General features: G+C 71.9%; 18 protein-coding genes. 6 read left to right on the top strand and 12 right to left on the bottom strand.

Annotated features, from left to right (window positions below):
* Positions 1–5: 5 nt before the first annotated feature.
* Positions 6–968 (bottom strand): LysR family transcriptional regulator, encoded by a 963-nt coding sequence (locus GQQ93_RS14350; RefSeq protein WP_157424902.1) that lies wholly within the window; start codon positions 966–968, stop codon positions 6–8.
* A gap of 81 nt (positions 969–1,049) precedes the next feature.
* Here GQQ93_RS14350 and GQQ93_RS14345 point away from each other — a divergent pair, with 81 nt between their 5' ends.
* Positions 1,050–2,108, top strand: a complete 1,059-nt coding sequence (locus tag GQQ93_RS14345; protein WP_157424901.1) for an aminotransferase class V-fold PLP-dependent enzyme — start codon at positions 1,050–1,052, stop codon at positions 2,106–2,108.
* 28 nt (positions 2,109–2,136) lie between these two features.
* Here the strand turns inward: GQQ93_RS14345 and GQQ93_RS14340 are convergent, their stop codons facing one another.
* The 6 genes from GQQ93_RS14340 to GQQ93_RS14315 form a co-directional block, all read right to left on the bottom strand.
* The gene (locus GQQ93_RS14340) at positions 2,137–2,676 is read right to left on the bottom strand and encodes a group III truncated hemoglobin (RefSeq protein ID WP_212277347.1); all 540 of its coding nucleotides are present in this window, start codon (positions 2,674–2,676) and stop codon (positions 2,137–2,139) included.
* 9 nt (positions 2,677–2,685) lie between these two features.
* Positions 2,686–3,459: a fumarylacetoacetate hydrolase family protein gene (locus GQQ93_RS14335; RefSeq protein WP_157424900.1), complete on the bottom strand. Its 774-nt coding sequence runs from the start codon at positions 3,457–3,459 to the stop codon at positions 2,686–2,688.
* A 191-nt stretch (positions 3,460–3,650) separates the two neighbouring features.
* Complete coding sequence (locus tag GQQ93_RS14330; RefSeq protein ID WP_246192336.1) at positions 3,651–4,130, bottom strand: GNAT family acetyltransferase; 480 nt, start codon at positions 4,128–4,130, stop codon at positions 3,651–3,653.
* Positions 4,127–5,242, bottom strand: coding sequence for a branched-chain amino acid aminotransferase (locus GQQ93_RS14325; protein WP_157424899.1), 1,116 nt, complete (start codon positions 5,240–5,242; stop codon positions 4,127–4,129). Before GQQ93_RS14325 ends, GQQ93_RS14330 begins: the two co-directional genes overlap by 4 nt.
* Before the next feature lie 29 nt (positions 5,243–5,271).
* On the bottom strand, positions 5,272–6,333 hold the full coding sequence (locus GQQ93_RS14320; RefSeq protein WP_157424898.1) for a 3-isopropylmalate dehydrogenase: 1,062 nt from the start codon (positions 6,331–6,333) through the stop codon (positions 5,272–5,274).
* A gap of 84 nt (positions 6,334–6,417) precedes the next feature.
* Complete coding sequence (locus GQQ93_RS14315; protein WP_157424897.1) at positions 6,418–8,031, bottom strand: MFS transporter; 1,614 nt, start codon at positions 8,029–8,031, stop codon at positions 6,418–6,420.
* 111 nt (positions 8,032–8,142) lie between these two features.
* Between GQQ93_RS14315 and GQQ93_RS14310 the strand changes: the two genes are divergently transcribed.
* Positions 8,143–8,721 (top strand): TetR/AcrR family transcriptional regulator, encoded by a 579-nt coding sequence (locus GQQ93_RS14310; RefSeq protein ID WP_157424896.1) that lies wholly within the window; start codon positions 8,143–8,145, stop codon positions 8,719–8,721.
* Positions 8,722–8,945: 224 nt separating this feature from the next.
* On the opposite strand, the gene serA is transcribed toward GQQ93_RS14310, so the two are convergent.
* The 4 genes from serA to GQQ93_RS14290 all read right to left on the bottom strand — a co-directional run bounded on the left by serA (position 8,946) and on the right by GQQ93_RS14290 (position 12,632).
* Entirely contained in the window at positions 8,946–10,544 is a 1,599-nt protein-coding gene (gene serA / locus GQQ93_RS14305) for a phosphoglycerate dehydrogenase (RefSeq protein ID WP_157424895.1), read from the bottom strand.
* Positions 10,545–10,695: 151 nt separating this feature from the next.
* Positions 10,696–11,067, bottom strand: a complete 372-nt coding sequence (locus tag GQQ93_RS14300; RefSeq protein WP_157424894.1) for a hypothetical protein — start codon at positions 11,065–11,067, stop codon at positions 10,696–10,698.
* Positions 11,064–11,567: a DNA polymerase III subunit gamma/tau gene (locus GQQ93_RS14295; protein ID WP_157424893.1), complete on the bottom strand. Its 504-nt coding sequence runs from the start codon at positions 11,565–11,567 to the stop codon at positions 11,064–11,066. The genes GQQ93_RS14300 and GQQ93_RS14295 overlap by 4 nt, the downstream gene beginning before the upstream one ends.
* Positions 11,568–11,642: 75 nt before the next feature.
* Entirely contained in the window at positions 11,643–12,632 is a 990-nt protein-coding gene (locus GQQ93_RS14290) for a helix-turn-helix domain-containing protein (RefSeq protein ID WP_157424892.1), read from the bottom strand.
* A 138-nt stretch (positions 12,633–12,770) separates the two neighbouring features.
* Between GQQ93_RS14290 and GQQ93_RS14285 the strand changes: the two genes are divergently transcribed.
* Positions 12,771–16,151, top strand: coding sequence for a S8 family peptidase (locus GQQ93_RS14285; RefSeq protein ID WP_157424891.1), 3,381 nt, complete (start codon positions 12,771–12,773; stop codon positions 16,149–16,151).
* An 88-nt stretch (positions 16,152–16,239) separates the two neighbouring features.
* Here the strand turns inward: GQQ93_RS14285 and GQQ93_RS14280 are convergent, their stop codons facing one another.
* On the bottom strand, positions 16,240–16,986 hold the full coding sequence (locus GQQ93_RS14280) for a copper homeostasis protein CutC (RefSeq protein ID WP_157424890.1): 747 nt from the start codon (positions 16,984–16,986) through the stop codon (positions 16,240–16,242).
* 191 nt (positions 16,987–17,177) lie between these two features.
* Here GQQ93_RS14280 and GQQ93_RS14275 point away from each other — a divergent pair, with 191 nt between their 5' ends.
* The 3 genes from GQQ93_RS14275 to GQQ93_RS14265 all read left to right on the top strand — a co-directional run bounded on the left by GQQ93_RS14275 (position 17,178) and on the right by GQQ93_RS14265 (position 26,090).
* Complete coding sequence (locus GQQ93_RS14275) at positions 17,178–19,736, top strand: S8 family serine peptidase (protein WP_157424889.1); 2,559 nt, start codon at positions 17,178–17,180, stop codon at positions 19,734–19,736.
* The gene (locus GQQ93_RS14270; RefSeq protein WP_157424888.1) at positions 19,733–22,648 is read left to right on the top strand and encodes an FG-GAP-like repeat-containing protein; all 2,916 of its coding nucleotides are present in this window, start codon (positions 19,733–19,735) and stop codon (positions 22,646–22,648) included. The genes GQQ93_RS14275 and GQQ93_RS14270 overlap by 4 nt, the downstream gene beginning before the upstream one ends.
* Positions 22,649–22,733: 85 nt before the next feature.
* A complete protein-coding gene (locus tag GQQ93_RS14265; protein WP_157424887.1) occupies positions 22,734–26,090 on the top strand; it encodes an ATP-binding protein in 3,357 nt (1,118 codons plus the stop codon).
* The last annotated feature ends 25 nt before the right edge of the window (positions 26,091–26,115 follow it).

Below are 26,115 nucleotides of genomic sequence, written 5' to 3'. Positions count from 1 at the left end.
CAATGCTACCGAGCGGCGCGCGCGGCGCGCTCGCCGGTGAGGCCATCGAGCGCGGCGAGGGTGGCCGCGACGGCGGGCACCCGCCCGGCGCCCTGGGCGGTCACGAGATGCAGGGAGCGCACGTCGGCGCGCGCGGTCGGCCGGGCCACGACGTCGGGATGCCTCGGGGACGCCGCGAGCGCGAGCGCCGGCAGCAGCGCCACCCCGAGGCCCTGCGCGACCATGCCCTCGACGGCGACGAAGTTGTCGGTCTCGAATGCGATGCGCGGCGTGAACCCCGCGGCATCCGCGAGTTCGAGCAGGTGCCCGCGGCAGCGCGGGCAGCCGGCGATCCAGGCCTCGTCGCCGAGGGCGGCCAGTTCGATGCGGTCGGATGCCGCGGCCGGATGCCCCGCCGGGAGCACGAGCTGCATCGGCTCCTCGCCGTAGCCGCGCACGTCGAGTCCGCGAGCGCTCGCGCGGTGCGGGTCGTCGCGGTCGCCCGGATAGCTGAAGGTGATCGCGACATCGGCGCGGTCGGCGCGCACGGCCGCGACCGCCTCGGGCGGCTCGGCCTCGACGTAGGTGACGGTGACGCCCGGATGCTCCGCCGCGAGCGCGGCGATGAGCCGGGGCACGAGGGTCGCCGACGCCGAGGGGAAGGCGACGAGGCGCACCCGCCCCGCGCGGAGCCCGCGGAGCTCGGCGAGTTCGCCGGCGGCCGCCTCGAGGGCGGTCGCTACGGCGTTGGCATGACGGGCGAGCACACGCCCCGATTCGGTGAGCCGGATGCCGCGGCCGACGCGTTCGACGAGGGCGATGCCCGTGCGCTCCTCGAAGCGGCGCAGCTGCTGGCTCACCGCGGGCTGGCTGTAGCCGAGCGAGGTCGCGGCCGCGGTGAGCGATCCGTGCTCGGCGATGCGGCGAACGACCCGCACCGTCTGCAGGTCGAGTGCGGCCGCGAGGGCTTCGATCGAGGCATCCGACATGGCAGCATCATAAGCGTTGGTTATGCATGTCATCGAACACTGGTACTTGTCGAATGAGTCGAACGGGTCGACGCTGGAGGCATGCACCCGCTTCGAGACCGATTCGCCGCCGGCCGCGGCTACCTCGCCGCCTGCACCCTCGGCCTGCCCGCCGACGTCACCCGCGACGCCGTGCGCCGCGACCTCGAGCGCTGGTCGCTCGGCGCGGCGAGCGCCGCCGACTACTCGGCCGCCCTCGAGCGCGCCCGCGGGCACGCCGCGAGCCTGCTCGGCACCTCCCCCGCACGCATCGCGACCGGCTCGCAGGTCTCGGTGTTCGCGGGGCTCGCGGCCGCCGCGGCCCCGGCCGGCGCAGAGATCCTGTGCGTCGACGGCGACTTCTCATCGGTCGTCGCACCCTTTCTCGCGCGCGGCGACCTCGAGGTGCGCCACGTGCCGCTCGACGCCCTCGCCGACGCCGTCACCCCGTCGACCTGGCTCGTCTCGTACTCGCTCGTGCAGTCGGCGACCGGCGAGGTCGCCGACGAGGCATCCATCACCGCCGCAGCCCGCGACGCCGGCGCGCTGACGCTCGTCGACACCACCCAGGCGACCGGCTGGATGCCGACCGACCACGTCACGGGCGACCTCGTCGTCTGCCACGCCTACAAGTGGCTCGGCGCACCGCGCGGGGCCGCCTTCGCCGCGTTCTCCGACCGGGCGGTCGAGTCGTTCACCCCGCACACGGCCGGCTGGTACTCGGGCGACGACCCCTGGGCGTCGTGCTACGGACCCGAACTGCACCTCGCCGACGGCGCCCGCCGCTTCGAGGTCTCCCCCGCGTGGCACGCCTGGGCCGGTGCCGAAGCCGCACTCGGCTTCGCCGCCTCGCTCGACCTGGCGGCTGTCCAGCGGTACGACGTGGGGATGGCGAACGCGTTCCGCGAGCGGATCGGCCTCGCCGCCTCGAACTCGGCGATCGTCACGTGGCCCGACGAGACGGGCTGCGACCTCGCGGCGCTGACGGCCGCCGGGCTCGTGGCGTCGGGTCGGGCAGGTCGGGCACGCGTCGCGTTCCATCTCTGGAACGACGACGAGGATGTCTCGCGCGCCGCCGATGCCGTGACCGGCAGCGCGGCGCACCTGAACCTGCGGCACTGAGCGGCGGCGCAGCCGGCGGTGCCGTGGCTCAGCCGTCGGCGCGCGGCCCGTCGATCGTGCCGTCGGCCTCGAGCCGCTCGCGGGTGGTGATCGTCTCGAACGCCGACCCGGTGCCTCCGGCGAGGCGGCGTCGGATCGACGCGGCGATGCGCTCGGCCTGCACCTTCGCACGGTCGGCGACCTCGCCGGTGAACCCGTCGTCGACGGTCTGCCGCCAGAGCACCAGCCAGCGGTCGAAGTGCGTCTCGGTGAGCGGGTGCTTCGCGTCGAGCGCGACATGCAGGGCGAGCGCGTCGCGCCGGTAGGTGCCGGCGTCGAAGAGCACCGACTCCCAGAAGTCGCACATGATCGGCAAGTGGTGGGCGAGGTCCATCTTCGCGACGTCGGTGAAGATCGGCCCGATGAACGGGTCGGCGAACGCCCGCAGGTAGAACGCCTCGATGAGCGCGGTGAGGTCGTCGCGATCGCGGAGGTCGTGGTGCCCGTCACCCGGCGCGGGCTCGATCGTCAGGGGGTCGGCGGCGCCGCCGGCGGCATCCGGGCCCTGCCCTGCGAGCTGCTCGCCCATGTCGACCCGCTACCCCGCGGAACGCACCGGGTTGGAGAGCACCCCGAGGCCCGAGATCGTGACCTCGACCGTGTCGCCGTCGACGATCGGGCCGACGCCCGCCGGCGTGCCGGTGAGGATGACGTCGCCCGGCAGCAGCGTGAAGACGCTCGAGGCGTGGGCGACGATCGCGGGCACCGAATGCACGAGGTCGGCGAGACGCCCCTCCTGCTTGCGCACGCCGTTGACGCTCGTCTCGATGGTGCCGTTCACGAAGTCGACGTCGGTCGAGATCACCGGCCCGAGCGGGCAGAACGAGTCGAAGCCCTTCGCGCGGGTCCACTGGCCGTCGCGCTGCTGCAGGTCGCGGGCGGTCACGTCGTTGGCGATCGTATAGCCGAAGATCACCTTGTCGGCATCGGCTTCGCTCACGTTCTTCGCGATGCGGCCGATCACGACGGCGAGCTCGCCCTCGTGCTCGACCCGCTCGCTCTGGGGCGGCAGCACGATCGCGTCGTCGGGGCCGATCACCGAGGTGTTCGGCTTCAGGAAGAGCAGCGGCTCTGCCGGGGCCTCGCCGCCCATCTCGGCGGCGTGGTCGTGGTAGTTCTTGCCGACCGCGACGACCTTCGACCGCGGAATCACCGGCGCGAGGAGCTTCGCCTCGGCGAGCGGCACCCGCTCGCCGGTCGGCTCGTAGCCCGCGAACATCGGGTCGGCCTTCAGCACGACGAGCTCGTGCTCCTCCTCGTCGATGATGCCGAACGAGATGGTCTCACCATGGCTGAACCGCGCGATCTTCATGACCGCAAGCCTATCGGCGGGTGGCGTGGGCGGGCCCGCGAAGCCGCCCGGCCTCCCGGCCGCTCACCCGGCCGCCCACGCCATCGAGTCGCCGAAAAGCGCTGTCGGTGGACCCAGGATGCACGGTTTTCGGCGACTCGATGGATGTGGACGCGGGCGTGCGGGGCGCGGCGCAGCGCGTGCGCGGCGCGTCAGCGCGGCGCGTCGGGGATGAGCCGCTTGCCGAGGCTCACCGCATCGTCGATCACGTACCCGAGCCGCTCGTAGAACGCGATCACCTCGGTGTTCGAGGTGCGCACCTGCAGGTTGAGCTTGGGGCATCCCCGCTCGACGAGCAGGCGCTCGGCCTCGGCCATGAGCCGGCGGCCGAGTCCGGTGCCGCGCGCGGGATCTGCGACGGCGAGGTAGTTCACCCAGCCGCGATGCCCGTCGTACCCGACCATCGCCGTGCCGACGAGCTCGCGCCCGCCATCTGCCGACACCGTCTCGGCCACCAGGAACAGCTCGGGCTGCACCGTCAGCTTGCGCTCGATGTCGAGATGCGGGTCGTTCCACGGCTTCACGAGGCCCGCGGCGCGCCACAGGGCGACGACGCCATCGGTGTCGGCGACGACGAACGGCCGGATCGAGGTCGATCCGGCCGTCGCGTCGTCGTGGTGGGATTCGCTCACGCGTCGAGGCGGAGCAGCCAGCCGTGCCGGTCCTCCACGCGCCCGTACTGGATGCCCGTGAGCTCCTCGCGGAGCGAGAGGGCCAGCTCGGCGGCCGCATCGCCCTCGTGCACGATCTCGAAGTCCTCGGCGAGGAGGCGCCCGATGGGCGTGACCACCGCGGCGGTGCCGCAGGCGAAGGCGCCCACGATGTCGCCGGATGCCGCGCCCTCGCGCCACTCGTCGATCGTCACCTTGCGGCTCTCGACCGTGTGGCCGCGGTCCTTCGCGAGCTGCAGCACCGAGTCGCGCGTGATGCCCTCGAGGATCGAGTCGGACTCGGGGGTCACGAGCGTGCCGTCCTTGTAGACGAGCACGACGTTCATGCCGCCGAGCTCCTCGAGGTACTTGCCCTCGTCGAGGAAGAGCACCTGCTGGCAGCCGTGCTCGGCCGCCTCGGCCTGGGGCAGCAGGCTCGACGCGTAATTGCCGCCGGTCTTCGCCGCGCCGGTGCCGCCCTTTCCGGCCCGCGCGTAGTTCGTCGACAGCCAGATCGACACCGGCTGCACGCCGCCGTGGAAGTAGGCGCCGGCGGGGCTCGCGATCACGTAGAACGCGACCTTCTTCGCCGGGCGCACCCCGAGGAACGCCTCCTTCGCGAACATGAACGGCCGCAGGTACAGGCTCGTCTCGGGGGCCGAGGGCACCCAGTCGCCGTCGACCGCGATGAGCTTCTTCAGCGACTCGATGAAGATGTCGCTCGGCAGCTCGGGCAGCGCGAGGCGCTTGGCCGAACGCTGCATGCGCGCCGCGTTCTGCTCGGGGCGGAAGGTCCAGATCGAGCCGTCGGCGTGCCGGTAGGCCTTCATGCCCTCGAAGATCTCCTGCGCGTAGTGCAGCACGGCGGCCGCCGGGTCGAGCTGGATCGGGCCGTAGGGCGTGACGCGGGGACGGTGCCAGCCGCCCTTCTCCGACCAGCACACGTCGACCATGTGGTCGGTGAAGTGGTTGCCGAAGCCCGGGTCGGCGAGGACCGCCTCGCGTTCTTCGGGCGACTTGGCGTTCTCGTTGCGGACCGTCTGCCAGATGAGTCCGGCTGCGGAGGGGGCCTGGAGCGGGAGGTTGATCGTCATGAGGTGTCCTTCGATGCGAGTGCGCGTGATCAGTCGAGTGCGCCGATACGGGCGGCGATCGCGTCGCCGACCTCGGAGGTCGTGCGCGTCGCCCCGCCGCGTTCGGCGATGTCGGCGGCGACCGCCCGCGAGACCTTCGCCGAGGCCTCCGCGAGACCGAGGTGGTCGAGCAGGAGGGCGACGGAGAGGATGGCCGCGGTCGGGTCGGCGATGCCCTTCCCGGCGATGTCGGGTGCGGAACCGTGGACCGGCTCGAACATGCTGGGGAATCGGCCGTCGGGGTTGATGTTGCCCGAGGCTGCGAGGCCGATGCCGCCGCTGATCGCGCCGGCCAGATCGGTGAGGATGTCGCCGAAGAGGTTGTCTGTGACGATGACGTCGAATCTAGCAGGATCGGTGACGAGGAAGATCGTCGCGGCGTCGACGTGCAGGTAGTCGACGGTCACGTCGGAGTACTCGGATGCCACGGCGTCGACCGTGCGCTTCCACAACGAGCCGGCGAAGACGAGCACGTTGGTCTTGTGCACGAGGGTGAGCTTCTTGCGCGGGCGCGCGTTCGCGGCGGCGAAGGCGTAGCGCACGACCCGCTCGACGCCGTAGGCGGTGTTCACCGAGACCTCGTTGGCGACCTCGGCCGGGGTGCCGACGCGGATCGCACCGCCGTTGCCGACGTACGGACCCTCGGTGCCCTCGCGCACGACGATGAAGTCGACCTCGCCGGGGTTCGCGAGCGGGCTCACGACGCCGGGGTGGAGCACCGACGGGCGCAGGTTCACGTAGTGGTCGAGCTCGAAGCGGAGCTTCAGCAGGAGCCCGCGCTCGATGTTCGCACCCGCGAGGCGCGGGTCGCCCGGCACTCCCCCGACGGCGCCGAGGAGGATCGCGTCGTGCTCCTTGATCGCGTCGAGGTCGCCGTCGGTGAGCACGTCGCCCGTCTCGAGGTAGCGGGCCGCACCGAGCGAGAACGGCGTCTGCTCGAAGACGGTGTCGCCCCCGGCCGTGACCGCGCCCAGCACCTTCAGCGCCTCGCCGACGACCTCGGGGCCGATCCCGTCACCGGGAATGACCGCGAGCTTGACCGTTCCACCCATGAATACTCCTTCGTGCGACAAGCCCCTCAAGCGTACTGCCGTCGCCCGGCGTGCCCCGATTCATGACAGGACGTCACCCGGCGCTCAGTCGTGGTGCGAGGGGTTGCGCAGGGTGAGGGCCGCGATGGTCGCCGCCGCGACCATCAGGCCGACGCCGATGAGCGAGGTCACCAGCACGCCGCCGTCGAACGCGATCGCGGCCGCGCGCATGAGTTCCTCGGCCTGTGCCGCGGGCAGTTCGGATGCCACGACCGCCGCGCCGGCGAGGGTCTCGCGCGAGGCATCCATCTGCGCTGCGGTGAGCGAATCGGGCAATCGGATGGCGCTCGCGTAGTGCGCCGCGATGATGCTGCCGAGGCCCGCGGTGCCGAGCACCGCGCCGAGCTCGTACGCCGTCTCGGAGACCGCTGAGGCCGCGCCCGCCTTCGACGGCGGTGCGCTCGAGAGGATGAGCTCGTTCGAGACCGTCTCGGCCATGCCGATGCCGATACCGAGCATCGTGAAGGCGAGCACGACCGCGCCGAGCGACCCCTCCGAGGCGCCGAAGGCGACGACGAGGTAGCCGCCCGCCGAGAGCGTCAGCGCCGCGGGCACGAGCAGCCGCGGGGCCACCCGCCGGGAGATCGGCACCACGGCGAGGCCGGCGATGATCATCGCGACGAGCCCGGGCAGGAGCGCGAGCCCGGCCTCGACCGGCGAGAGGCCCGCGATGATCTGCAGGTGCTGCGACACGAAGAACAGGAAGCCCACCAGCGAGACGACGCTCAACAGGTTCACGAGCACGGCGCCGCCGAACGGTCCGACGGTGAACAGGCGCACGTCGAGCATCGGCGCCTCGCTCGCGAGCTGCCGGCGCACGAACAGCCACCCGGCCACGAGGCCCGCGACGATGAAGAGCGGCCCGAGTGCGTCGAAGCCCTCGGTGGCGAGGTGCTTGATGCCGAAGACGATCGGCGCCATCGTCGCGAGCGAGAGCAGGATGCTCCAGACGTCGATGCGGCCGGGGTTCGGGTCGCGGCTCTCGGTGATGAGCAGGGGTACGAGCACGAGCATCGGCACGAGCACCGGCACTGCGAGCAGGAACACCGAGCCCCAGGCGAAATGCTCGAGCAGGAGGCCGCCGACGAGCGGGCCGAGGGCGCTGCCCGCGGCGAACGCCGAGGCCCAGATCGCGATCGCAAGACGACGCTGCTCGCGATCGGTGAAGATCGAGCGCAGGAGCGACAGCGTCGAGGGCATGAGCATCGCGCCGAAGAAGCCGAGCGCGGCGCGCGCGGCGATGAGGAGCTCGGCGGTCGGGGCGAACGCCGCACCGACCGAGACGACGGCGAAGCCGATCGACCCGATCATGAGCATGCGGCGACGGCCCCAGCGGTCGCCGGCGCTGCCCATCGCGACGAGCAGGGCGGCGAGCACGAGCGGGTAGGCGTCGATGATCCAGAGCTGCTGGGCCGCGGTGGGTGCGAGGTCGCGCGAGATCTCGGGCAGCGCGAAGCTCAGCACCGTGTTGTCGATCGACACGAGGAGCGCGGGCAGCATGAGCACGGCGAGCGCGAACCAGGCGCGGCGCGGGGCGCGGCCCGTGGCGGCGGGGGTCGCCGGGCGGGTGCGCTTCGCGGCGACGCGACGCGACGCGTCGGTCGTGGGGGTGGGCGACGAATCGGTCGTCGGGGTCGTGGTGGCCGTGTGATCGGTCATGTTCTCACTCAGTTTCTATACCGTCCGGCTGGTATAGTAACAGATACCAGCCGAGTTTCGTCAGTGCGGTCGACCTGCACGCGACCGCCGCACCTCTGGGAGAATCACGCCATGCCCCGCCCACCCGCCGCCCGCGAAGCCGTGCTCGACGCCTTCGAGCGGCTCATCATCGCCGACGGCGAGCGCACCGCCACGCTCGACGCGACCGCTCGCGCCGCAGGCGTCTCGAAGGGCGGGCTGCTCTACCACTTCGGCTCGAAGCAGGCGCTCGTCGCGGGCCTCGTCGAGCGGCTGCTGCGGCTCGTCGACGACGACCTCGTGCGCATCGACGAGGCACCCGACGGGGCGATCGCGTACTTCCTTCGCTCATCGCTCGACATCCAGACCCCGCTCGACCACACCTTCGTGGCGATCCTCCGGCTGGCGCAGGGCGGCGACCGCGAGGCGGGTCGGGCGCTCGACGAGGCCGAGACCCGCTGGCTCGCCGCACTCACCGGACACGTCGGCGACCCGACGCTCGCCCTCGCCGTCACCCTCATGGGCGACGGGCTCTACCACCGCGCGGCGCTGCGCGCCGAAGCCGTCGACGGCGACCTCGCCGACTCGACCGCGGCTGCCGTCGGCGTCGGCGTCTCGTCTGAGCAGTTGACCGCGCTCGTCGCCCTGCTCGAGCGCCTCGCCGCGCGCTGAGCGGGCACGGCTCCCGCTCCCGCTCCCGCTCCCGGGGCTGGCTCCCGCTCCCGCTCCCGCTCCCGCTCCCGGGGTCACTTTCAGCCAGTTCTCTCGGGCATGCCCCAACGAGATGGCGGAAAATGACCCCCGGAACGGTTTGCAGCACGCGCGCAGAACGACGGATGCCCCGGCGCGCACCCGCGAAGGGCGTCGCGCCGGGGCATCCGACTGAACGAGAACCGCTAATCGGTGATGTCGATCTCGACGAAGACCTTCGCGTCGATCGCCTGGCGAACCCGCTCGAGCACCTCGGCGGGCACCGGCGAGTCGACCGTGAGCACGCTGAGCGCCGTGCCGCCGGCCTCGCGTCGGGCGATCTGCATGCCGGCGATGTTGATGCCGGCCTCGCCGAACTCCTGGCCGTAGACCGCGACGATGCCGGGGCGGTCGGTGTAGCTCATGACGATGTGGTGCTTCGCGATCGGCACCTCGAGGTCGTAGCCGTCGATGCCGACGAGCTTCTCGGTCTGCTTCGGACCGGTCAGGGTGCCCGACACCGACACCTGGGTGCCGTCGGCGAGGGCACCGCGGAGGGTGATGACGTTGCGGTACTCGGGGCTGTCGGCCTCGGTGATGAGCCGCACCTGCACGCCGCGCTGCTCGGCCAGGAGCGGCGCGTTGACGTACGACACCGACTCGGAGACGACATTCGTGAACACGCCCTTCAACGCGGCGAGCTTCAGCACGCTGACGTCGTAGTCGACGAGCTCGCCGCGCACCTCGACGTCGAGGCTCGTGAGGCCGCCGTGCTCGCCGTGCGCGAGGCCCGAGAACAGCTGGCCGAGCTTCTCGACGAGCGGGATGCCGGGGCGGACGTACGGGTCGATGACGCCGCCGGCGACGTTCACCGCGTCGGGCACGAGCTCGCCGGCGAGCGCGAGACGCACCGACTTGGCGACCGAGATGCCCGCCTTCTCCTGCGCGTCGTCGGTCGAGGCGCCGAGGTGCGGGGTGACGATGAGGTTCGGCAGGCCGATGAGGGGCGACTCCTGGGGCGGCTCCTGCACGAAGACGTCGAGGGCGGCGCCCGCGATCTCGCCGGCGACGAGCGCGTCGTGGAGCGCCTGCTCGTCGATGAGGCCGCCGCGGGCGACGTTCACGACGTAGGCGGTCTTCTTCATCTTCTGCAGCTGCTCGGTGCCGATCATGCCGAGCGTCTCGGGCGTGCGCGGCATGTGGATCGTCACGAAGTCGCTGCGCTCGAGCAGTTCGTCGAGCGAGACCGTCTGCACGCCGAGCTGCTGCGCGCGGGCCGCCGTGATGTACGGGTCGTAGGCGATTACCTCCATGCCGAACGCCTGCAGGCGTGCGGTGATGAGTGCGCCGATGCGGCCGAGGCCGATGATGCCGACGGTCTTCTCGTAGAGCTCGGTGCCCGTGTACGACGAGCGCTTCCACTGGCCGGCCGAGAGCGAGACGTGCCCGGCCGGGATGTGGCGGGCGAGGCTCAGGATGTGCCCGATCGTGAGCTCGGCGGCCGAGATGATGTTCGACGTCGGCGCGTTCACGACCATGACGCCGGCCGTCGTCGCGCTCTTCACGTCGACGTTGTCGAGGCCGACGCCCGCGCGGGCGACGACCTTGAGCTTGGGGGCCGCGGCGATCGCCTCGGCGTCGACCTGGGTCGCCGAGCGGATGAGGATGGCGTCGGCATCGGCGAGCGACGACAGGAGCGCCGGTCGATCGGTGCCGTCGACCTGACGGATCTCGAAGTCGGGCCCGAGGGCGTCGACGGTGGCGGGCGAGAGTTCTTCGGCGATCAGCACGACCGGCTTTGACACGAACGGTTCCTTCGGAGCGATGCGCGCGGGAAGACGCGCGGAGAGGAGCGCCTACGCCAGTGGGGGCGCCGTTACCCCGCCAACCCTACTGGAGTGTTGCGCGCCATCACGTACTGTGACGGCTCGCGACGTCGCCGAGCGGGCGAACGGCTCAGACGACGACGCCGCCGACCTGGCCGAGCAGCACCGTGAGGCTCAGGAACAGCGCGGCCGAGACGCAGAGGCCCGCGAAGTACAGCGCGATGCGCGCGAGGATGCCTCGGCGGCGCCCGAGCGCGAACGCCGCCGCGAAGCACGCGAGCGGGGCGAGCAGCGCGACGATCATGACGGCCCAGCCAGCGGCCGAGAACGAGAGGCCGATGCCGAGCAGTTGCACGATGCTCTCGACCACCTCCCACACGTCGTAGGCGTAGAAGAGCCCGAACACGACGGCGAGGGCCGCGTCGAGCCAGAGCGGCAGGTTCGGCGCGGGGGCGGATGCCTCGGGCTCGGCCCCTGCGGGCGCTGGGGATGCGGCGGTCATGCGGTCACTCCGAGGATGAAGGGCAGCGGGGCCAGCACGACGACCCCGACGGCGAGCCAGACGAGCCGCGAGCGGGCGGTGCGAGCGCCGCGCAGGGCGAGCACGAACCAGAGCGGCGCGGCGAGCACCGCGAGCCAGAGGCCGAGCCCGTACATGAAGTCGCCGACGACGCTCGTGCCCGGTGTCGCCGTGCGGAGCGCCGTGATGATCCAGCCGATCGTGTAGAGCAGGTAGACCCCGCCGAGCACGCCGAGGACGACGAGTTCGACCGAGCCGGTCTGTACGGCGCCGGCCGGCGCTGCGCCGTCGTCGTCGACCTCGGCGCCGTCACCGGCATCGACGTCGGCGCCGGTGCGGTCGTCGCCCGCGGCGGGCGCCGAAGTCGCGCCGCGCTTCAGCGGAGCCGGATTGCCGACGGCCTTCCAGCCGGGGGCGAGGGTCGCGTCGTCGTCGCCCTCCCAGCGCAGAGCGTCGTCGTCGGCATCGGGGTCGGGGCGCATGCCCCCAGCCTAGCCAAGCGGGATGCCACGGGCGCGGACGGGCGCACGCCCGGGTCGTCACGTGAGCGAGCACGCTCAACCCCGCGGCAGCCATCCCCGACGGGCCGCGGTCGACCCGAGTTGGAAGCGGGTCGTCACGCCGGCCTCGGCCATCAGCTGGTGAACGCGTCGCTGGACGGTCCGGAGCGACATGCCGAGCTGGCCGACGATCGCCTGATCGGTGAGTCCTGCTTGGAGCAGCGTCAGCAAGTGGCGGTCGATCTCCTCGAGGCCGGCGCCGGGGCGCGTCGCCGAGTCATCCGGCCCGAGGTGGATCGGATTCGCCTGCTGCCAGACCAGGTCGAACAGGGCGAGCAGCGCGTCGAGCAGGCCGCTCGGCCGCACGAGCAGCGCGCCGACCTCGCTGCCGCCCGTCTCGTCGGGCACGAGCGGCAGGAGCGCGAGTTCGCGGTCGGTCACGAGCAGGCGCAGCGGCACCGACTCGGCCACGCGGATCTGCTCGCCGGCCGCCGCCGACTCCGCGGCCATCTCCGAGAAGCCGGGCTGCTCGAAGGCGCGCTTCTCGACGACGACCTTGTAGGTCACTCCGCGATCGAGCGCGACCTTCTCGTCGACGTTCTCCTCGGCGGTCACGACCGCGACCTCGGGTTTGACGAGCGCGCACACCTCGCGCCGCGCGCCGCGCTGCAACTGGGCGAAGTGCTGGGCGACCGCCTGCCGCCCGCGCACCACGTCGATCACGTCGGTGTGCACGCGCTCGGACGCCGCGCCGCGGAAGAGTTCGGTGAGTGCGTGCAGTTCGAGCTCGGCGCGCCTGATGTCCTGCTGGCGCTCGACGATCAAAGAGCCGAGCGCCAACTCGGGCGGGGAGGCGGTGAAGTGCTCGGGGCTCGCGACCGACCGCGCGGCGAGCCCCATCGACTCGAGCGACTCGAGCGCGGCGACGACGTCGGGCAGGTCGACCCGCAGGTGCTCGGCGACCTCCGTCGCCGAGCCCGAGGGCAGCTGCACCAGACGTCGGTAGGCGCGCTCCTGCAATTCGTCGAGACCCAGCACGCTCAGCATGGTTGCACCTTTCTGCCACCGGTCCCGCGTCAATGCATGGCGGAGAAGTGTCATGACACTTTTCCGTCATTGCGCATGCTACTCAGCTCTGACACGTTCGTGTCATCTCCCGGCAAATCACCCCCGGAAAGGTCACAAATGTCCAGATTCACGGGTCCGGTCGCAGGAGGGTTGGCCGCCGTCATGGCGGTCGGCTTCCTCGCAGCGGGACAGATCCCAGCAACGGCGCTCGCGGGCGAGGAGCCCGACGAGCTCATCGGCGCGGCATCCGCCTCGGCCGCCGCTCAGGCGGTGACGCTCATCAACGGCGACCGGGTCCTGGTCTCCACCGCGGCCGATGGCACGCCCTCGGCGGTGCTCCCGCCGGGACGCGACTACTACTCGCGCCTGATCGAGGGCGAGCTCTACGTGTTCCCCGCCGACGCGCAGCCCGCGCTCGCCGCCGACCGCCTCGACCCCGAGCTCTTCAACGTGACCGGCCTGATCGCGCAGGGCTACGACGACGCGCACAGCGAGACGCTGCCGCTCATCGTCGACGGCACGGTCGCACAGGCTCGCGGCGCAAGCGGTCTCACCGTCGAGACCGAGCTCGAGTCGATCGGCGCTACCGCCGTCTCGCTCGACAAGACCGGCGCCGCGGCCGCCTACGCGCAGCTCATCGGTGCGAACGCGCGCTCGGCCGGCGAGGTGAAGAAGATCTGGCTCGACGCGAAGGTGCAGGCCACCGCGCTCGAGCTCGATCCGGCGACCGGCGTCGAGCAGTCGGGAGCGCAGGCGGCGTGGAATCTCGGCTTCGACGGGACGGGCACCTCGGTGGCCGTGCTGGACACCGGCTACGACTCGTCGCACCCCGACCTCGAGGGACGCGTCGTCGCCACCGAGGACTTCACCGGCGAGGGCGTCGAGGACCGTGCCGGGCACGGTACGCACGTCGCCTCGACGGTCGGCGGCTCGGGTGCAGCCGACGCGTCGAAGACGGGCATGGCACCGGGCGCCGACCTGCTCGTCGGCAAGGTCCTCGGACGCAGCGGCGGGCTCGCCTCGTGGATCATCGACGGCATGGAATGGGCGGTCGACCAGGGTGCCGACGTCGTGAACATGAGCCTCGGCTCCGTCACCGCGACGGACTGCACGGATCCGATCTCGGCAGCGACCGAAGCACTCAGCCGGCAGTCGAACACCCTGTTCGTGATCGCCGCCGGCAACAACGGGCTCCGCGAGACCGTCAGTTCACCGGGATGTGCGGAGGGCGCGCTCACGGTCGGCGCGATCGACGCCGACGGAGCCACCGCCGACTTCTCGAGTCGCGGCGCGACGTACGAGAACCACCGCATCAAGCCCGACATCGCCGCCCCCGGGGTCGCGATCATCGGCGCCCAGAACAACAGCCCGGGCGGCGTCGACTACGTCGCGATGTCGGGGACCTCGATGGCCTCGCCGCACGTGGCGGGAGCCGCGGCGCTCGTACGACAGGCGCACCCCGACTGGACCGCCCAGCAGGTCAAGGCGGCGCTCGTCGGCGCCGTGAAGTCCGATGCGGACGGCACCGTCTACGAGCAGGGCACCGGCGAGCTGTGGGCCCCAGGGGCGATCGGCGCGACGATCACGAGCGATGTGAGCGTGGAGCTCGGCAGCTTCGACTGGCCGCACGGGCGTGACGAGCGAGCAACCGAGCAGGTGACGTACACGAACACCTCCGACCACGCGGTGAAGCTGCAGCTCAAGCTCGAGGATCTGACCGGCGCCGACGGCGAGTCGGTACCCTCGAACCTGGTCGAACTCGGCTCGCGCATCGTGGACGTGCCGGCGGGCGGGTCCGCGACGGTCGACGTGACCGCCAACGCCAACGCCGGCAAGCTGCGCGACGGCGCCTACGGCGAGATCGGCGGGCGCATCGTGGCGACCGGCCTCGGAAGCAGCAAGGGCGTCGAGGTCGTGACGGCCGTCGGCTTCTGGCTCGAGCCGAAGACCGTGACCGTCACCGTGAAGGCCATCGACCGCAGCGGCGCCGCGGCGACGTCGGGATACCTCGACCTCACCGACATGCATCAGCCGAGTCGCGCCGTGCACTACTTCACGGGCGCCGACCTCGAGTTGCGCGTTCGCGCGGGCAGCCACTTCCTCACGTCGTTCATCCGCACGGCGAACGACGACGGCAGCTTCGCCTACGCGTACGTCGGCGACCCGGATGCCACGTTCGACGAGGACACCACGGTGACGCTCGATGCCCGCGACGCCGAGCCGGTGACGGTGAGCGGCGACCGGCCGGCGGTGATCCGCTCGGGATCGCTCGGCGTCCAGCGCAGCTGGGACGACCGGTGGCTGGTCGGCGCCTCGGTGTTCGCGAGCGGCGACCCGACACTGTTCGCCGCCCCGACCGACCGCGTCAGGAACGGCACCTTCACGTTCGGCACCACGGCGCGGGCGTACGACCCGGCGGTCGCCACCGAGGCGAGCGCGTACGTGTACAACCTCGCGTTCACCGAGGAGGACCGGGTGTCGGACGACCAGTCGCACGACATCGGCGACGATCGCCTGGCGAGCGTGACCGAGCACTGGTACGCGCAGGGCAAGGCCTGGGCCGCCGAGGAATGGAGCCGGATCATCCCGAGCGACGGCACCGGGCCGTTCTACTCGTCGAGCGGGGACCGGGTGGCCGCACCCGGCACACGCACGGCCTACTACTCGCCCGACATGCCGTGGCAGCAGCTCGCGCAGAGCGGCGGGTTCCGCACCCGCCCCGAGGTCTGGTTCGACCCGATCCGCACGTACGACCGGGGGGAGGAGACCGAGACCGAGTGGTTCAAGCTGGCGACCAACACCGCGATGGCCGTGAAGCCCGACGGTTCGCCGGCGCGGATCGCGGAGCGGCAGGGCTCGATCGTCGGCTTCTCCTTCCCGCAGTGGCAGGACACGGTCGAGGGCCGCGTCGGCGTACCGGGCTTCTTCGACGTCGGAAACCTGGAGCTGTTCAAGAACGGGACTTCGCTCTCGCAGTCGGCGTTCCCGTCCGGCCAGTACGACGTCGGCACCGATGACGCCGAACTGCAGCTCGTTGTGAACCAGCTCCGGCTCCGCCGCAACGAGTCGTGGGCGTTCGGGCTGGGCACGCTCAGCACGTTCACCTTCGAGACGAGCCGCCCCGAAGGCGACTCGATCCAGGCCCTGCCGATCGCGCTGCCGAGGTACGACGCCCCGGTGAACGAGCTGAACCTCGCGCCCGCCACGGCGGAGTTCCCGGTCGGCGTCACCCTGCACGGGCAGGACGGCTACGACCCCGGTGCGATCGTCGAGTTCAGCGCGCAGGTGTCGTACGACCGGATCGCCCCGAACGGCGCGACCGCGATCGAGGACCACGAGTGGACCGACGTCCCCGTCGTCCAGCGCGACGGCGAATGGGTCGCCCTGGTCGACAACACTGCGGCGGCCGACAAGCTCGTCTCGCTGCGGATCAACTCGGAGGATTCGCACGGCACGAAGACCGAGCAGTATGTGCTGCACCTCTACGGGGTGGAGTAGAGCGACGCACGGGCCCCGGCGGATCGAGTGATCCGCCGGGGCCCGTGGCGTCTCCGTGGTGCTGACTGCGCGGCCGGCTGCGGCGGGCTCAGCGCTCGACGGTTCGGGCCGCTCCCACCGCTGCGGCGACGAGCGCCGCATCCGTCTCGTCGAAGCCGTCGACTCCGCCGCCGGGGCCGCTCGCGCCGCCCCGCAGCGCGCGGCCGCGCGCCGAGAGGTGCACCGCGTCGACGCCGGCCGCGGCGAGCGCCGGGATGTCGGCGAGCTGCACGCCGCCGCCCGCCATGATCTCGAGACGGCCGGACACGGCGGCCGCCATCTCGACGAGGACGCCGAGCCCGGCACGGCAGTCGGGCGCACCGCCCGAGGTGAGCACGCGCCGCACGCCGTGACCGGCGAGCGCGGCGACCGAGCCGAGGGGGTCTACCGAGGCATCCACCGCCCGATGCACCGTGACGTCGGCGACGCCCGCAGCCTCGGCGAAGCGGGCGATCGCGTCGAGATCGAGCTCACCCCGTTCGGTGAGCGCACCGACGACGACGCCGTCCGCGCCGGCCGCGACCGCCGCCCTGATCTCGCGGAGGATGGTCTCCTGCTCGTCGGCGTCGTAGACGAAGCCGCCGCCGCGAGGGCGCACGAGCACGTGCACGAAGCCGGTCGCACCGAAGTCGCGGGCCGACTCGACCGCGGCTTCGACGAGCCCAGCCGAGGGAGTCAGCCCGCCGAGCCCGAGCGCCTGGCAGAGCTCGATGCGCGCGGCCCCCTGCTCGAGGGCGATGCGCGTGCCCGCGGCATCCTGGACGGCGATCTCGACGGGGAATGCGGGGGCGACCATTCTCGACAGCGTAGCGGGCGCACGACGGCCCGACGCCCGGTCCGCCGCGGAGCTCGCGCCGGGCGGCCACCGCGGGACCGGCGGTAATTCGCCAGTAAGGGCGCGCCGATAGCGTGCCGCCATCCCGCGTTCGACGACGTCGTCGCCCGTTCGCGGGACCGGAGCCGTCAACCGTCCTGAAGGAATTCGACATGCACAAGCACAGAACCGCCCGAGCGTGGCTGGCCTCGCTGGCGGCCGCCGCCGCGGCGGCCGCGTTCGTCATCGCAGCGCCGCCGGCGCTCGCCGCACCCGCCGACGCCGGCGCCGACAAGATCGACCGGTCCGTACTCGATGCGGCGCGGAACGGCGACGAGAGCGCCTTCTACATCGTGCTCGCCGAGAAGGCCGACCTCTCGGGCGCTCGCACGGCGAAGGGCCACGAGAAGAAGGCGACGCTCGCCTACGAGGAGCTGACCGCCACCGCGGCGAGCACGCAGCGGCCGCTCCGCAACTTCCTCGACAAGCACGACGTGTCGTACGAGCCGTACTGGATCGCGAACACGATCCGCGCCACCTCGTCGGACGTCGACCTCATCGAAGAGCTCGCCAGCCGCAAGGACGTCGCGCAGATCGTTCCCGAGCAGAGCTATGAACTCGACGCCACCGTGGTCGAGGGGTCGACCGAAGCGGCCGTCGACGCCGTGTCCGTCACCGCCGAGACGCCCGTCGAATGGGGCATCGCCGACATCAAGGCCGAGCAGGTCTGGTCGCAGTACGGTGTCGACGGCGAGGGCATCGTCATCGCGAACATCGACAGCGGCGTGCAGTACGACCACCCCGCGCTCGTCGCGAACTACCGCGGCAACCTCGGAGACGGCACGTTCTCGCACGACTACAACTGGTTCGATCCGACCGGGGTCTGCACCACCGCCGCACCGTGCGACAACAACAACCACGGCACCCACACCATGGGAACGATGGTCGGCGCCGGCGGCATCGGCGTCGCACCGGGCGCGACCTGGATCGCCGCGAAGGGCTGCGAGGGCCGTTCCTGCACCGACGCGTACCTGCTGCTCGCCGGCCAGTGGATGCTCGCGCCCACCGATCACAACGGGCAGAACCCCCGTCCCGACCTCTCCCCCGACATCATCAACAACTCGTGGGGCGGCAGCGACGACCAGTGGTTCTACCTCGACCTCATCAAGGCGTGGAACTCGGCCGGCATCTTCGAGGCGTTCGCCGCCGGCAACGACGGCGACGGCGTGACCTGCTCGACGACGGCCGCACCCGGCGGTCGTGGCGACGTCTACGGCGTCGGCGCGTACGACGCGAACGGCAACATCGCCTCGTTCTCGGGCTTCGGGCCCTCGCCCGTCGACGGATCGCTCCGTCCCGACATCACCGCCCCCGGCGTGAACGTGCGCTCCGCCATCCCCGGCAATCGCTACCAGGCGCTCAACGGCACCTCGATGGCGACACCGCACCTCGCCGGAGCGGTGGGTCTGCTCTGGGCCGAGGCCCCGAGCCTCATCGGCGACATCGAGGCCACGCAGGCACTGATGAACGACGCCGCGCGCGACGTCGACGACACCCACTGCGGCGGCACCCCTGCACGGAACAACGTCTGGGGCGACGGCAAGCTCGACGTGCTCGCCGCAGTCGACGCCGCACCGCACACGCGCGCGATCATCACCGGGACCGCGACCGACTCCGCCACCGGCGCCGTGCTGCCGAACCTCACCGTGCACGTCACCGGCGACGGGTTCGACCGCACGACGACGACCAACGCGAGCGGCGCCTATCGCGCGGTGCTGCCGGCCGGCACGTACACCTTCGAACTGAGCGGCTACGGCTACGCGCCCCTCGTCGATGCGGGTTACGTGGTGACCGCCGGCTCCGATGCCACGCACGACCTCGCGCTCGACACCGTCGCGCACCACGCGGTGACGGGCATCGTGCGCGACGTGGTCGGCGCTCCGCTCGCCGGCGTCACCGTCGCGCTCGAGAACACCCCGGTACCCGCCGTGACCACCGACCTGCAGGGCCGTTACACGCTGCCCGACGTCGCCGAAGGCACGTTCTCGCTCGCGGCCGCGCCTGCCGCTCCGGTGCTCTGCAACGGCGTCTCGCGCGCGGAACTCATCGTCGGGGCCGACACCGCGAACGACATCGATCTGCCCGCGCGCACCGATGCGGCGGGGACGTCGTGCCGCCCGGCGAGCTACTCGTGGATCAAGGGCGTGTCGAAGGTCGCGATCTCGGGCGACGAGGACGCGAAGACCATCGCGCTGCCGTTCCCGGTCTCGTTCTCGGGAACCACGTTCACCTCGACCTCCGTGACCACGAACGGCCTCGTGAACTTCGCCGCTCCCCGCATCGGCGACTACGCCAACGGCGCCCTGCCGACGGCGACCGCGCCGAACGGCATCATCGCCGCGTACTGGGACGACCTCGTGATCGACAAGAAGTCGAGCGTGCAGACCGCGACCACCGGCACCGCCGGTGCGCGTCGCTTCGCGATCGTCTGGAACAACGCCGCGATCGCCGATGACCCGGGCGTCCGGCTCTCGTTCGAAGTCGTCTTCGACGAGAAGACCGGCGACATCACCCTGCAGTACAAGGATGTCGCGGGCTCCCCGCTCGAACGCGGGTCGTCGGCGACGATCGGCATCGAGAACCTCACCGGCACCGACGCCCTGCAGTACTCCTTCAACGAGCCGGTCGTCACGGACGGCTCGGCCATCACCTTCATCGGAAAGGCAGCATGATGTTCACCCGCAGACAACGCCGAGGAGTCGGCATCGCCGCCGCGTGCGCGGCGGTCACGATGACCCTCGGCATGGTCTCGCCCGCGTTCGCGGCCGACGGCACGGATGAGTTGCTCGTGCTCACGCCCGAGCAGGTCGACGAGCTCACCGCTCGCGCCCAGGCCGACCTCTACCGCGACGACACGACGGGCACCGACGCGCCGTCGCCGTCGGAGACCGAGACCGAGACCGAGACGGTCGCCGACCCCGAGGCATCCGGCGGCAACGAACTCGATGCCGCGACGCCTGCCTCGTGGAAGCTCACCGCTCGCGCGGCGTTCGAAGGCGACTACGGAATGGTGCAGACGGTGCCGATCGGCGGTGCCGGCGACGACTACCTCGCGATCGACTCGCTCGGAATCGTGCAGCGGCTGACGGCCGAGGGCACCGAGGTCTGGCGTCGCGACAATACGTCGTGGTACGCGGATTGGGGCGTGAAGCCCGCGCGCCCGTGGCAGATCGAGCCGTACCCGGCCCGGATCGTGGTCGGCTACAACGCGGTGTCGCCGTTCACGCCCGCCTCCGAAGACGGCTTCGCCACCGGCGACCTCACCGGCGACGGCGTGGCCGACCTCGCGTTCACGGCGAGCGTCGGCGCGACCCCCTACCGGCCGATGGTCGGAACGCCGTCGACCGGCACGTTCGTGACGATCGTCGACGGCGCCGACGGCCGCACCCTGTGGTCGAAGCTCTACGCGGCCGTGTACTCGCTCGAACTCGTCGACGGCACGCTCGTCGTCGCCGATTCGCCGGTCTTCAACGTCAACGCGCCGGCCGGCTCGAAGATGACCATGAGCGGTCTCACGTTCGACGTGGCGGGCGACGCGCTCGAGGTCGCTTCGACGTGGACCTACGACCCGAACGCTCCGAGGGTGTCGGGCTGGGCGGACCTCGAGCCGATCGGCGACGGCCTGCTGGCAGCGTCATGGGACCGCCGCAAGGATGCCCTCGCGGCGGTTCCGAGCGGCAACACGATCGTGATCGACAGCCGCGACGGCGGCGTGAAGTGGGCGGCGACCGACCGCCTGTACTCCCGCCAGCTGCGTCTGGATGCCTCGCGCGAGCGCCTCATCGCGCTCGAGCAGTCCGACGCGAACGAGGGCGTGCAGTACCAGGTCGTGTCGTACGCCCTCGCCGACGGCGAGCGTGCCGTGCTCGACACACGGGTGAACGCGATGCCCCTCGCCTCGGCGATCGGCGACCTCGGCGACGGCGGCGCATCCGAGATCGTGGTCAGCGAGGCCACCCTCGACGGGTCGATGGCCTTCAACGCCTCCACGATCCGGGCACTCGACGGCGACACGGCAGCGCAGCGATGGACCCGTACCGTCAAGCGCGACGCGTCGAACGACAGCGACGGCCCGCTCGCGTGGGGCGTCGCCATCGCCGACGGGCGGGTCGTCGTCAATGCTCGCGACGACGCGAAGTCCGACACCGGTGAGAACCGCGGCAGCGGCTGGTTCGGCCGCATCACCGCCCTCGCGGGCAACAATGGTGCCGTCAAGTGGGAGCACACCGGCACCGCGGCGTCGCAGCTGTGGTCGCAGCTGCTCGTGAACGGCAAGGAGGTCCGCGTACGGACGGTGGATGCGCTGCAGAACATCCGCACGTACAACCTCGGCTCCGGCAAGCAGTCCGGGGTGACCCCGCTCCAGGCGAACTCCTCGTCGGCGGTCGCGACCGACCTCAACGGCGACGGTGCCGACGACCTCATCGTCGGCGGCAACTCCCAGGGTCTGTTCGCCTACGACGGCCGAGCCCTCGTCGCCGGGGAGCGCGTGCCGCTGTGGACGGCCGTCGTCCCGGGTTCGGTGCAGCAGCTCGTACTCGCCGACACGACCGGCGACGGCCGCGACGAGATCGTCGTCGCGGCCGACAGCGCCGCCGCGGTGGTCGATGCGAACAGCGGCAAGGTCATCCGCACGATCGACGGCGCGGGGCAGTTCGTCCGCACCGTCGCCGCAGCCGACCTCGACGGCGATCACAAGGCCGAGCTCGTGCTGTCGACCGACTCGGTCCGGGTCTTCCACGGCGACGGCAAGCTCGCGTGGCAGTACCGGCCGGCCGATGACGTCGTGTTCGGCGATGTCTCGCTCGGCAGCGGCCGGGTCTACGCCGAGTACTCCTCGCGCGGCTCGCTCGAGCTCGCGCCCGAGGACGTGACGCTCGGGGCGACCGCCCTCGACGCGGTCGACGGTTCCGTCGTCTGGAACCAGACCCCCTCCGTGCCCGCCGATCTCGGTCTCGACGGCACGATCTACGGTGCCACGCAGCGGGCGGCGACGTTCGCCTCACCCGAAATCCCGTACGCCGACGGGCACGCGGTCGTGTACACGTGGCTCAGCCGCCCCTCGCCGACCCTCCCGGTGGCGATGTTCATGGAGGTCCGCGACGGACGGACCGGCGAGGTGCTGCACGCCGCTCGCCTCGGCGGCCCCCACAACCTCGGCGGCTGGTTCACCGGCCCCGAAGGCCTGATGGCGGTGACGACCGGCACGATCACGACGTTCGGCGCCGACGGGAACGACAACGTCATGCGCACCGTCGCGACCATGCGGGACGCCGGCTTCGCGACGACTCCCGATGGCGAGCGGATCGTGGTGGCCGGTTCGGAGGGCGGGCTCACCTCCTACCGGGCGTCGTCGCTCACCGAGCCGTCGACCGGGTTCCTGGCTCCGCTGGCCGAGATCGACGTGCTCGCCGGTAACGAGCTCGCGCTCGCCGACCTCGACGGCGACGGACGCGTCGAGGCGGTGTCGCTCAACTTCGACCTGCGCAGCACCGACCGGGCGGCGGGCCTCTTCGGCTCGGCCTACTCGACGCCGTTCACGGCGATGCGGCAGTTCGTGCTCGCCACGATCGACGCCCCCTGAGGCTCGCCTCCACGAGCGTGTCGGCCCCTCCTCCCGTTCGGGAGGAGGGGCCGACGCCGGTCTGCGGCCGACTACCCTCGGAGGCATGGCGAGTGCGACGGATGCCACGGCGGATGCGGGCGATGCGTCGGCCGCACCACGCTTGCGTCTGCACCTGCTCGGGGGCTTCCGTGCGACGCGCGACGGCGGCGTCCAGCCGCCGGACCAATGGGCCCGACCGAGCGCCCGCACGCTGGTGAAGCTGCTGGCCGTCGTCCCCGACCACCGGATGCATCGCGATGAGCTCATCGCCGTGTGCTGGCCGGATGCCTCGCCCGAGGCCGCTGCGCGCAGCCTCGGCGTCGCGCTCCACGCCGCGCGTCGCGCCCTCGAACCCGAGCTCGCGGCGCGGCGACCGTCTAGCTACCTCACGAGCGACGGCACCCTCCTTCGATTGGACCCCGGCGCCGTGTGGATCGACGCCGAGGCGGCCGACCGGCTCGCCGCGTCCGCGCTCGACGCCGGCGGAATCCCCGAGCTGGCCGCGGCCGCCGAGGCGCTCGCCGACGAGCTGCTCCCCGAAGACCGCTACGCGACCTGGGCGGAGCCGCTGCGCAACCGGCTCGCGCAGGCGCGTCTGCGCATCCTGCTGCAGCTCGGCGACGCGCTGTTCGACGCCGAGCGAGCCGAGGACGCCATCGCCGTGGCGCGCGAGGTGCTCGTCGAGCACCCGGCCGAGGAGCGCGCCCACCGCGCGATCATGCGGGCGTACCTGTCGCTCGGGCTGCGGCGTCAGGCGATCCACCAGTACCACGCCTGTCGCGAAGCGCTCGACGAAGAACTGGGGGTGCGCCCCGGTCCGCAGACCGAACAGCTCCATCAGCGGGCGCTCGAGGCCCCCGGCAGCGCGGTACGGGCGGCCGACGACACGGTGCTTCCGCCACCGGCGCTGCGAATCGCCCCCACCACGCCGGTGCGGGGTCGAGCCGATGCGATCGCGCGGCTCGGCGCCTCGGGCGCGCCGGGCGTGCTGCTCGTGGCGGGCGAGGCCGGCATCGGCAAGACCCGCATCGTCGCCGAGGCCGCCCGCGCGGCGCTCGAGAACGGGGCGATCGTGCTCTGGGGAGCCGGGCACGACACCGAGGGGCAGGCGCCGTACGGCGCAGTGGTCGAAGCGCTCGACGGCTGGCTCTCGGGCCGCTCCGCGGTCGAGCGCGCCCGGGTCGGCGGTGAGTACCCCGAACTCGCCGGGCTCCTCCCGAGCCTCGGCACGACCTCGCCCGAGCTGCAGCGCAGCCCCGACGACGAACGCCGGCGCCTCTTCCAGGCGGTCGCCGCACTGCTGGAGGATCTCGCCGGGTCGGCACCGGTGCTGCTCGTGCTCGACGACCTGCATGCTGCAGATCTCGGCACCCTCCAGCTGCTGGTCAGCCTCGCCCGCCGAGCGACGACCTCACGGTCGCCGTGGCGTGCGATCGCCACGCTGCGCGACGACGAGCTCGCCTCGGGCGATCCGCGGCGCGCGGTGCTCGACGCGCTCGAACGCGACGGGCTCGCGACGACGCTGACGGTGCCGCGGCTCGACCGGGCGGACTGCCTTGCGCTCGCCACCGATATCGCCGGCGCCGATGCGTCCGAACGGGTGTGGGAGCTGTCCCTCGGACATCCCCTGTTCGCGATCGAACTGGCCCGGGAGTCCGAGGCGTCGTTCGGCGACCGCCCGCAGACGTCGACCGGGGTCCGTCAACTCGTCGCCGCACGCCTCGCGCGGCTGCCCATGGCCGCGCGCCGCGTAGCCGAGGTCGTGGCGACGGCCGGCGGCGAAGCCGCGATCGCCGAAGTCGTCGATGTCGCGACGACGGTGCTGCACCCCCCGCTGTCGACGGGCGAGACCGCGGAGGCGGTCGATGCGGCCCTCGGTTCAGCCGTGCTCTTCGAGCGCGACGTCGTCATCGACGGTCGACCGGTCCCCGGGCTCGTGTTCCAGCACCCGCTCGTCCGCCTGACCACCTATGACGAACTCTCCGCCGTCCGCCGTCAGGTGCTGCACAGCGCGTATGCCGATGTGGTGCTGCGTCGTCGACCGCACGCCGTCGATGCGCTCGCGACGCACCTCGTCCGCGCCGACGACCCTCGTGCGACCACCTACCTCCGCCGCGCCGCCGAGCGTGCGGCGAGCTTGAGCGCCAATGACACCGCCGACCTCTACTACACCGAACTCATCAGCCGACTCGACGCGGTGAGCGCCGAAGCGGCGTGGGTGCGCCTCGACCGCAGCATCGTGCTGCAGCGCACCGGACGGTTCGACGAGGCGCGCGCGGTGCTCGGAGACGCGCTCGGCGAGCTGCGGCGACGCGGCGATCAAGACGGCGTGATCCTCGCGACCGCCCGCATCGCGGAGGTGGTCATCAGCACTGCGGCCCCGCAGGAGGCGTTGTCGGTGCTCGATGCGGATCCGGTCACGAACGACACGGGGGCGCTCGCCGCGACGAGCCACCATCTGGCCCACACCAGGGCCCTGCTCGTGACCGGGCGGTACGCCGACGCGGTCGAGTTCGCGCGTCGGGCCCTGGACGTCGCCCAGCGGACGACGGAGCCCGCGCGGCGCGGCCTGTTCGCACGTGCGCTGCAGTACCAGGCGGTCTCGCTCGCGCTCGACGGGCGCATCGCCGAGGCGGGTCCGGTCGCGGACGAGGCGCTTCCGCACGCCGAAGCGTACGGTGATCCGCAGATCCTCGCGTCCGTGCTGTCGGTCCAGCGCGAGCAGGCCCGCAGGTCGGGTCGGCTGTCCGAGGCGTTCGCGACGGGGCGCCGTGCGCTCGAGCTCGCCGCACGATCCGGTGAACGGCTGTCATTGGCCTTCGAGCAGGCGAACCTCGCCGAGCTCCACCTGCTCGTCGATGAGATCGACGAGGCCGAGGCTCTGGCGGAAGCGGCCGTCGCCGCGCCCGCCGACGAGGCCGGCCTGTCGACGCCGTACGCGCTCGTCGCCCTCGCGCGAGTGCGCATGCGACGACACGAAGATCCGCTGCCCCTGCTCGATCGGGCCCAGGGTGTCGCTGAGGAGTCATCCGACCGTCAGGCCCTCGACGAAGTCGGTCAGACGCGTGCCGAGTGGCTCGTCGACATCGGCGAGCACGACGAGGCCCTGCGAGTGCTCGCAGCGCTGCCTCACCACTCGGCGACGACCGTCGCGCAGGCACATCTCGGCCTCGGCGACGCGGTCACCGCCGAGCGGATCGCCGCCGGCGAGTCCACGAGGGCGGCAGCGCACGGCGAGCGCCTCGCCGAGGTCGAGGCCCGGATCGTCCACGCCGCCGCGCTCGCAATGCTCGGCGAGGACCGCCTCGCAGAGAACGGGTTCACCGCGGCCGAGGGTCTCGCCGCGGAGTTGCCCTATCCCGCCGGCCTGACCCGACTCGCCCTGACCCGCGCGTCCCTCAGCCGCGCCTCGGACGGCTGAACAGGGCCGTTCGGCTCTCCGGCCC

Source organism: Agromyces lapidis (genome assembly GCF_009749405.1).
GTDB classification, from domain to species: Bacteria; Actinomycetota; Actinomycetes; order Actinomycetales; family Microbacteriaceae; genus Agromyces; species Agromyces lapidis.
Note: the sequence above shows the minus strand (reverse complement) of the source record. Positions and strands in the feature narration are given on the sequence as shown.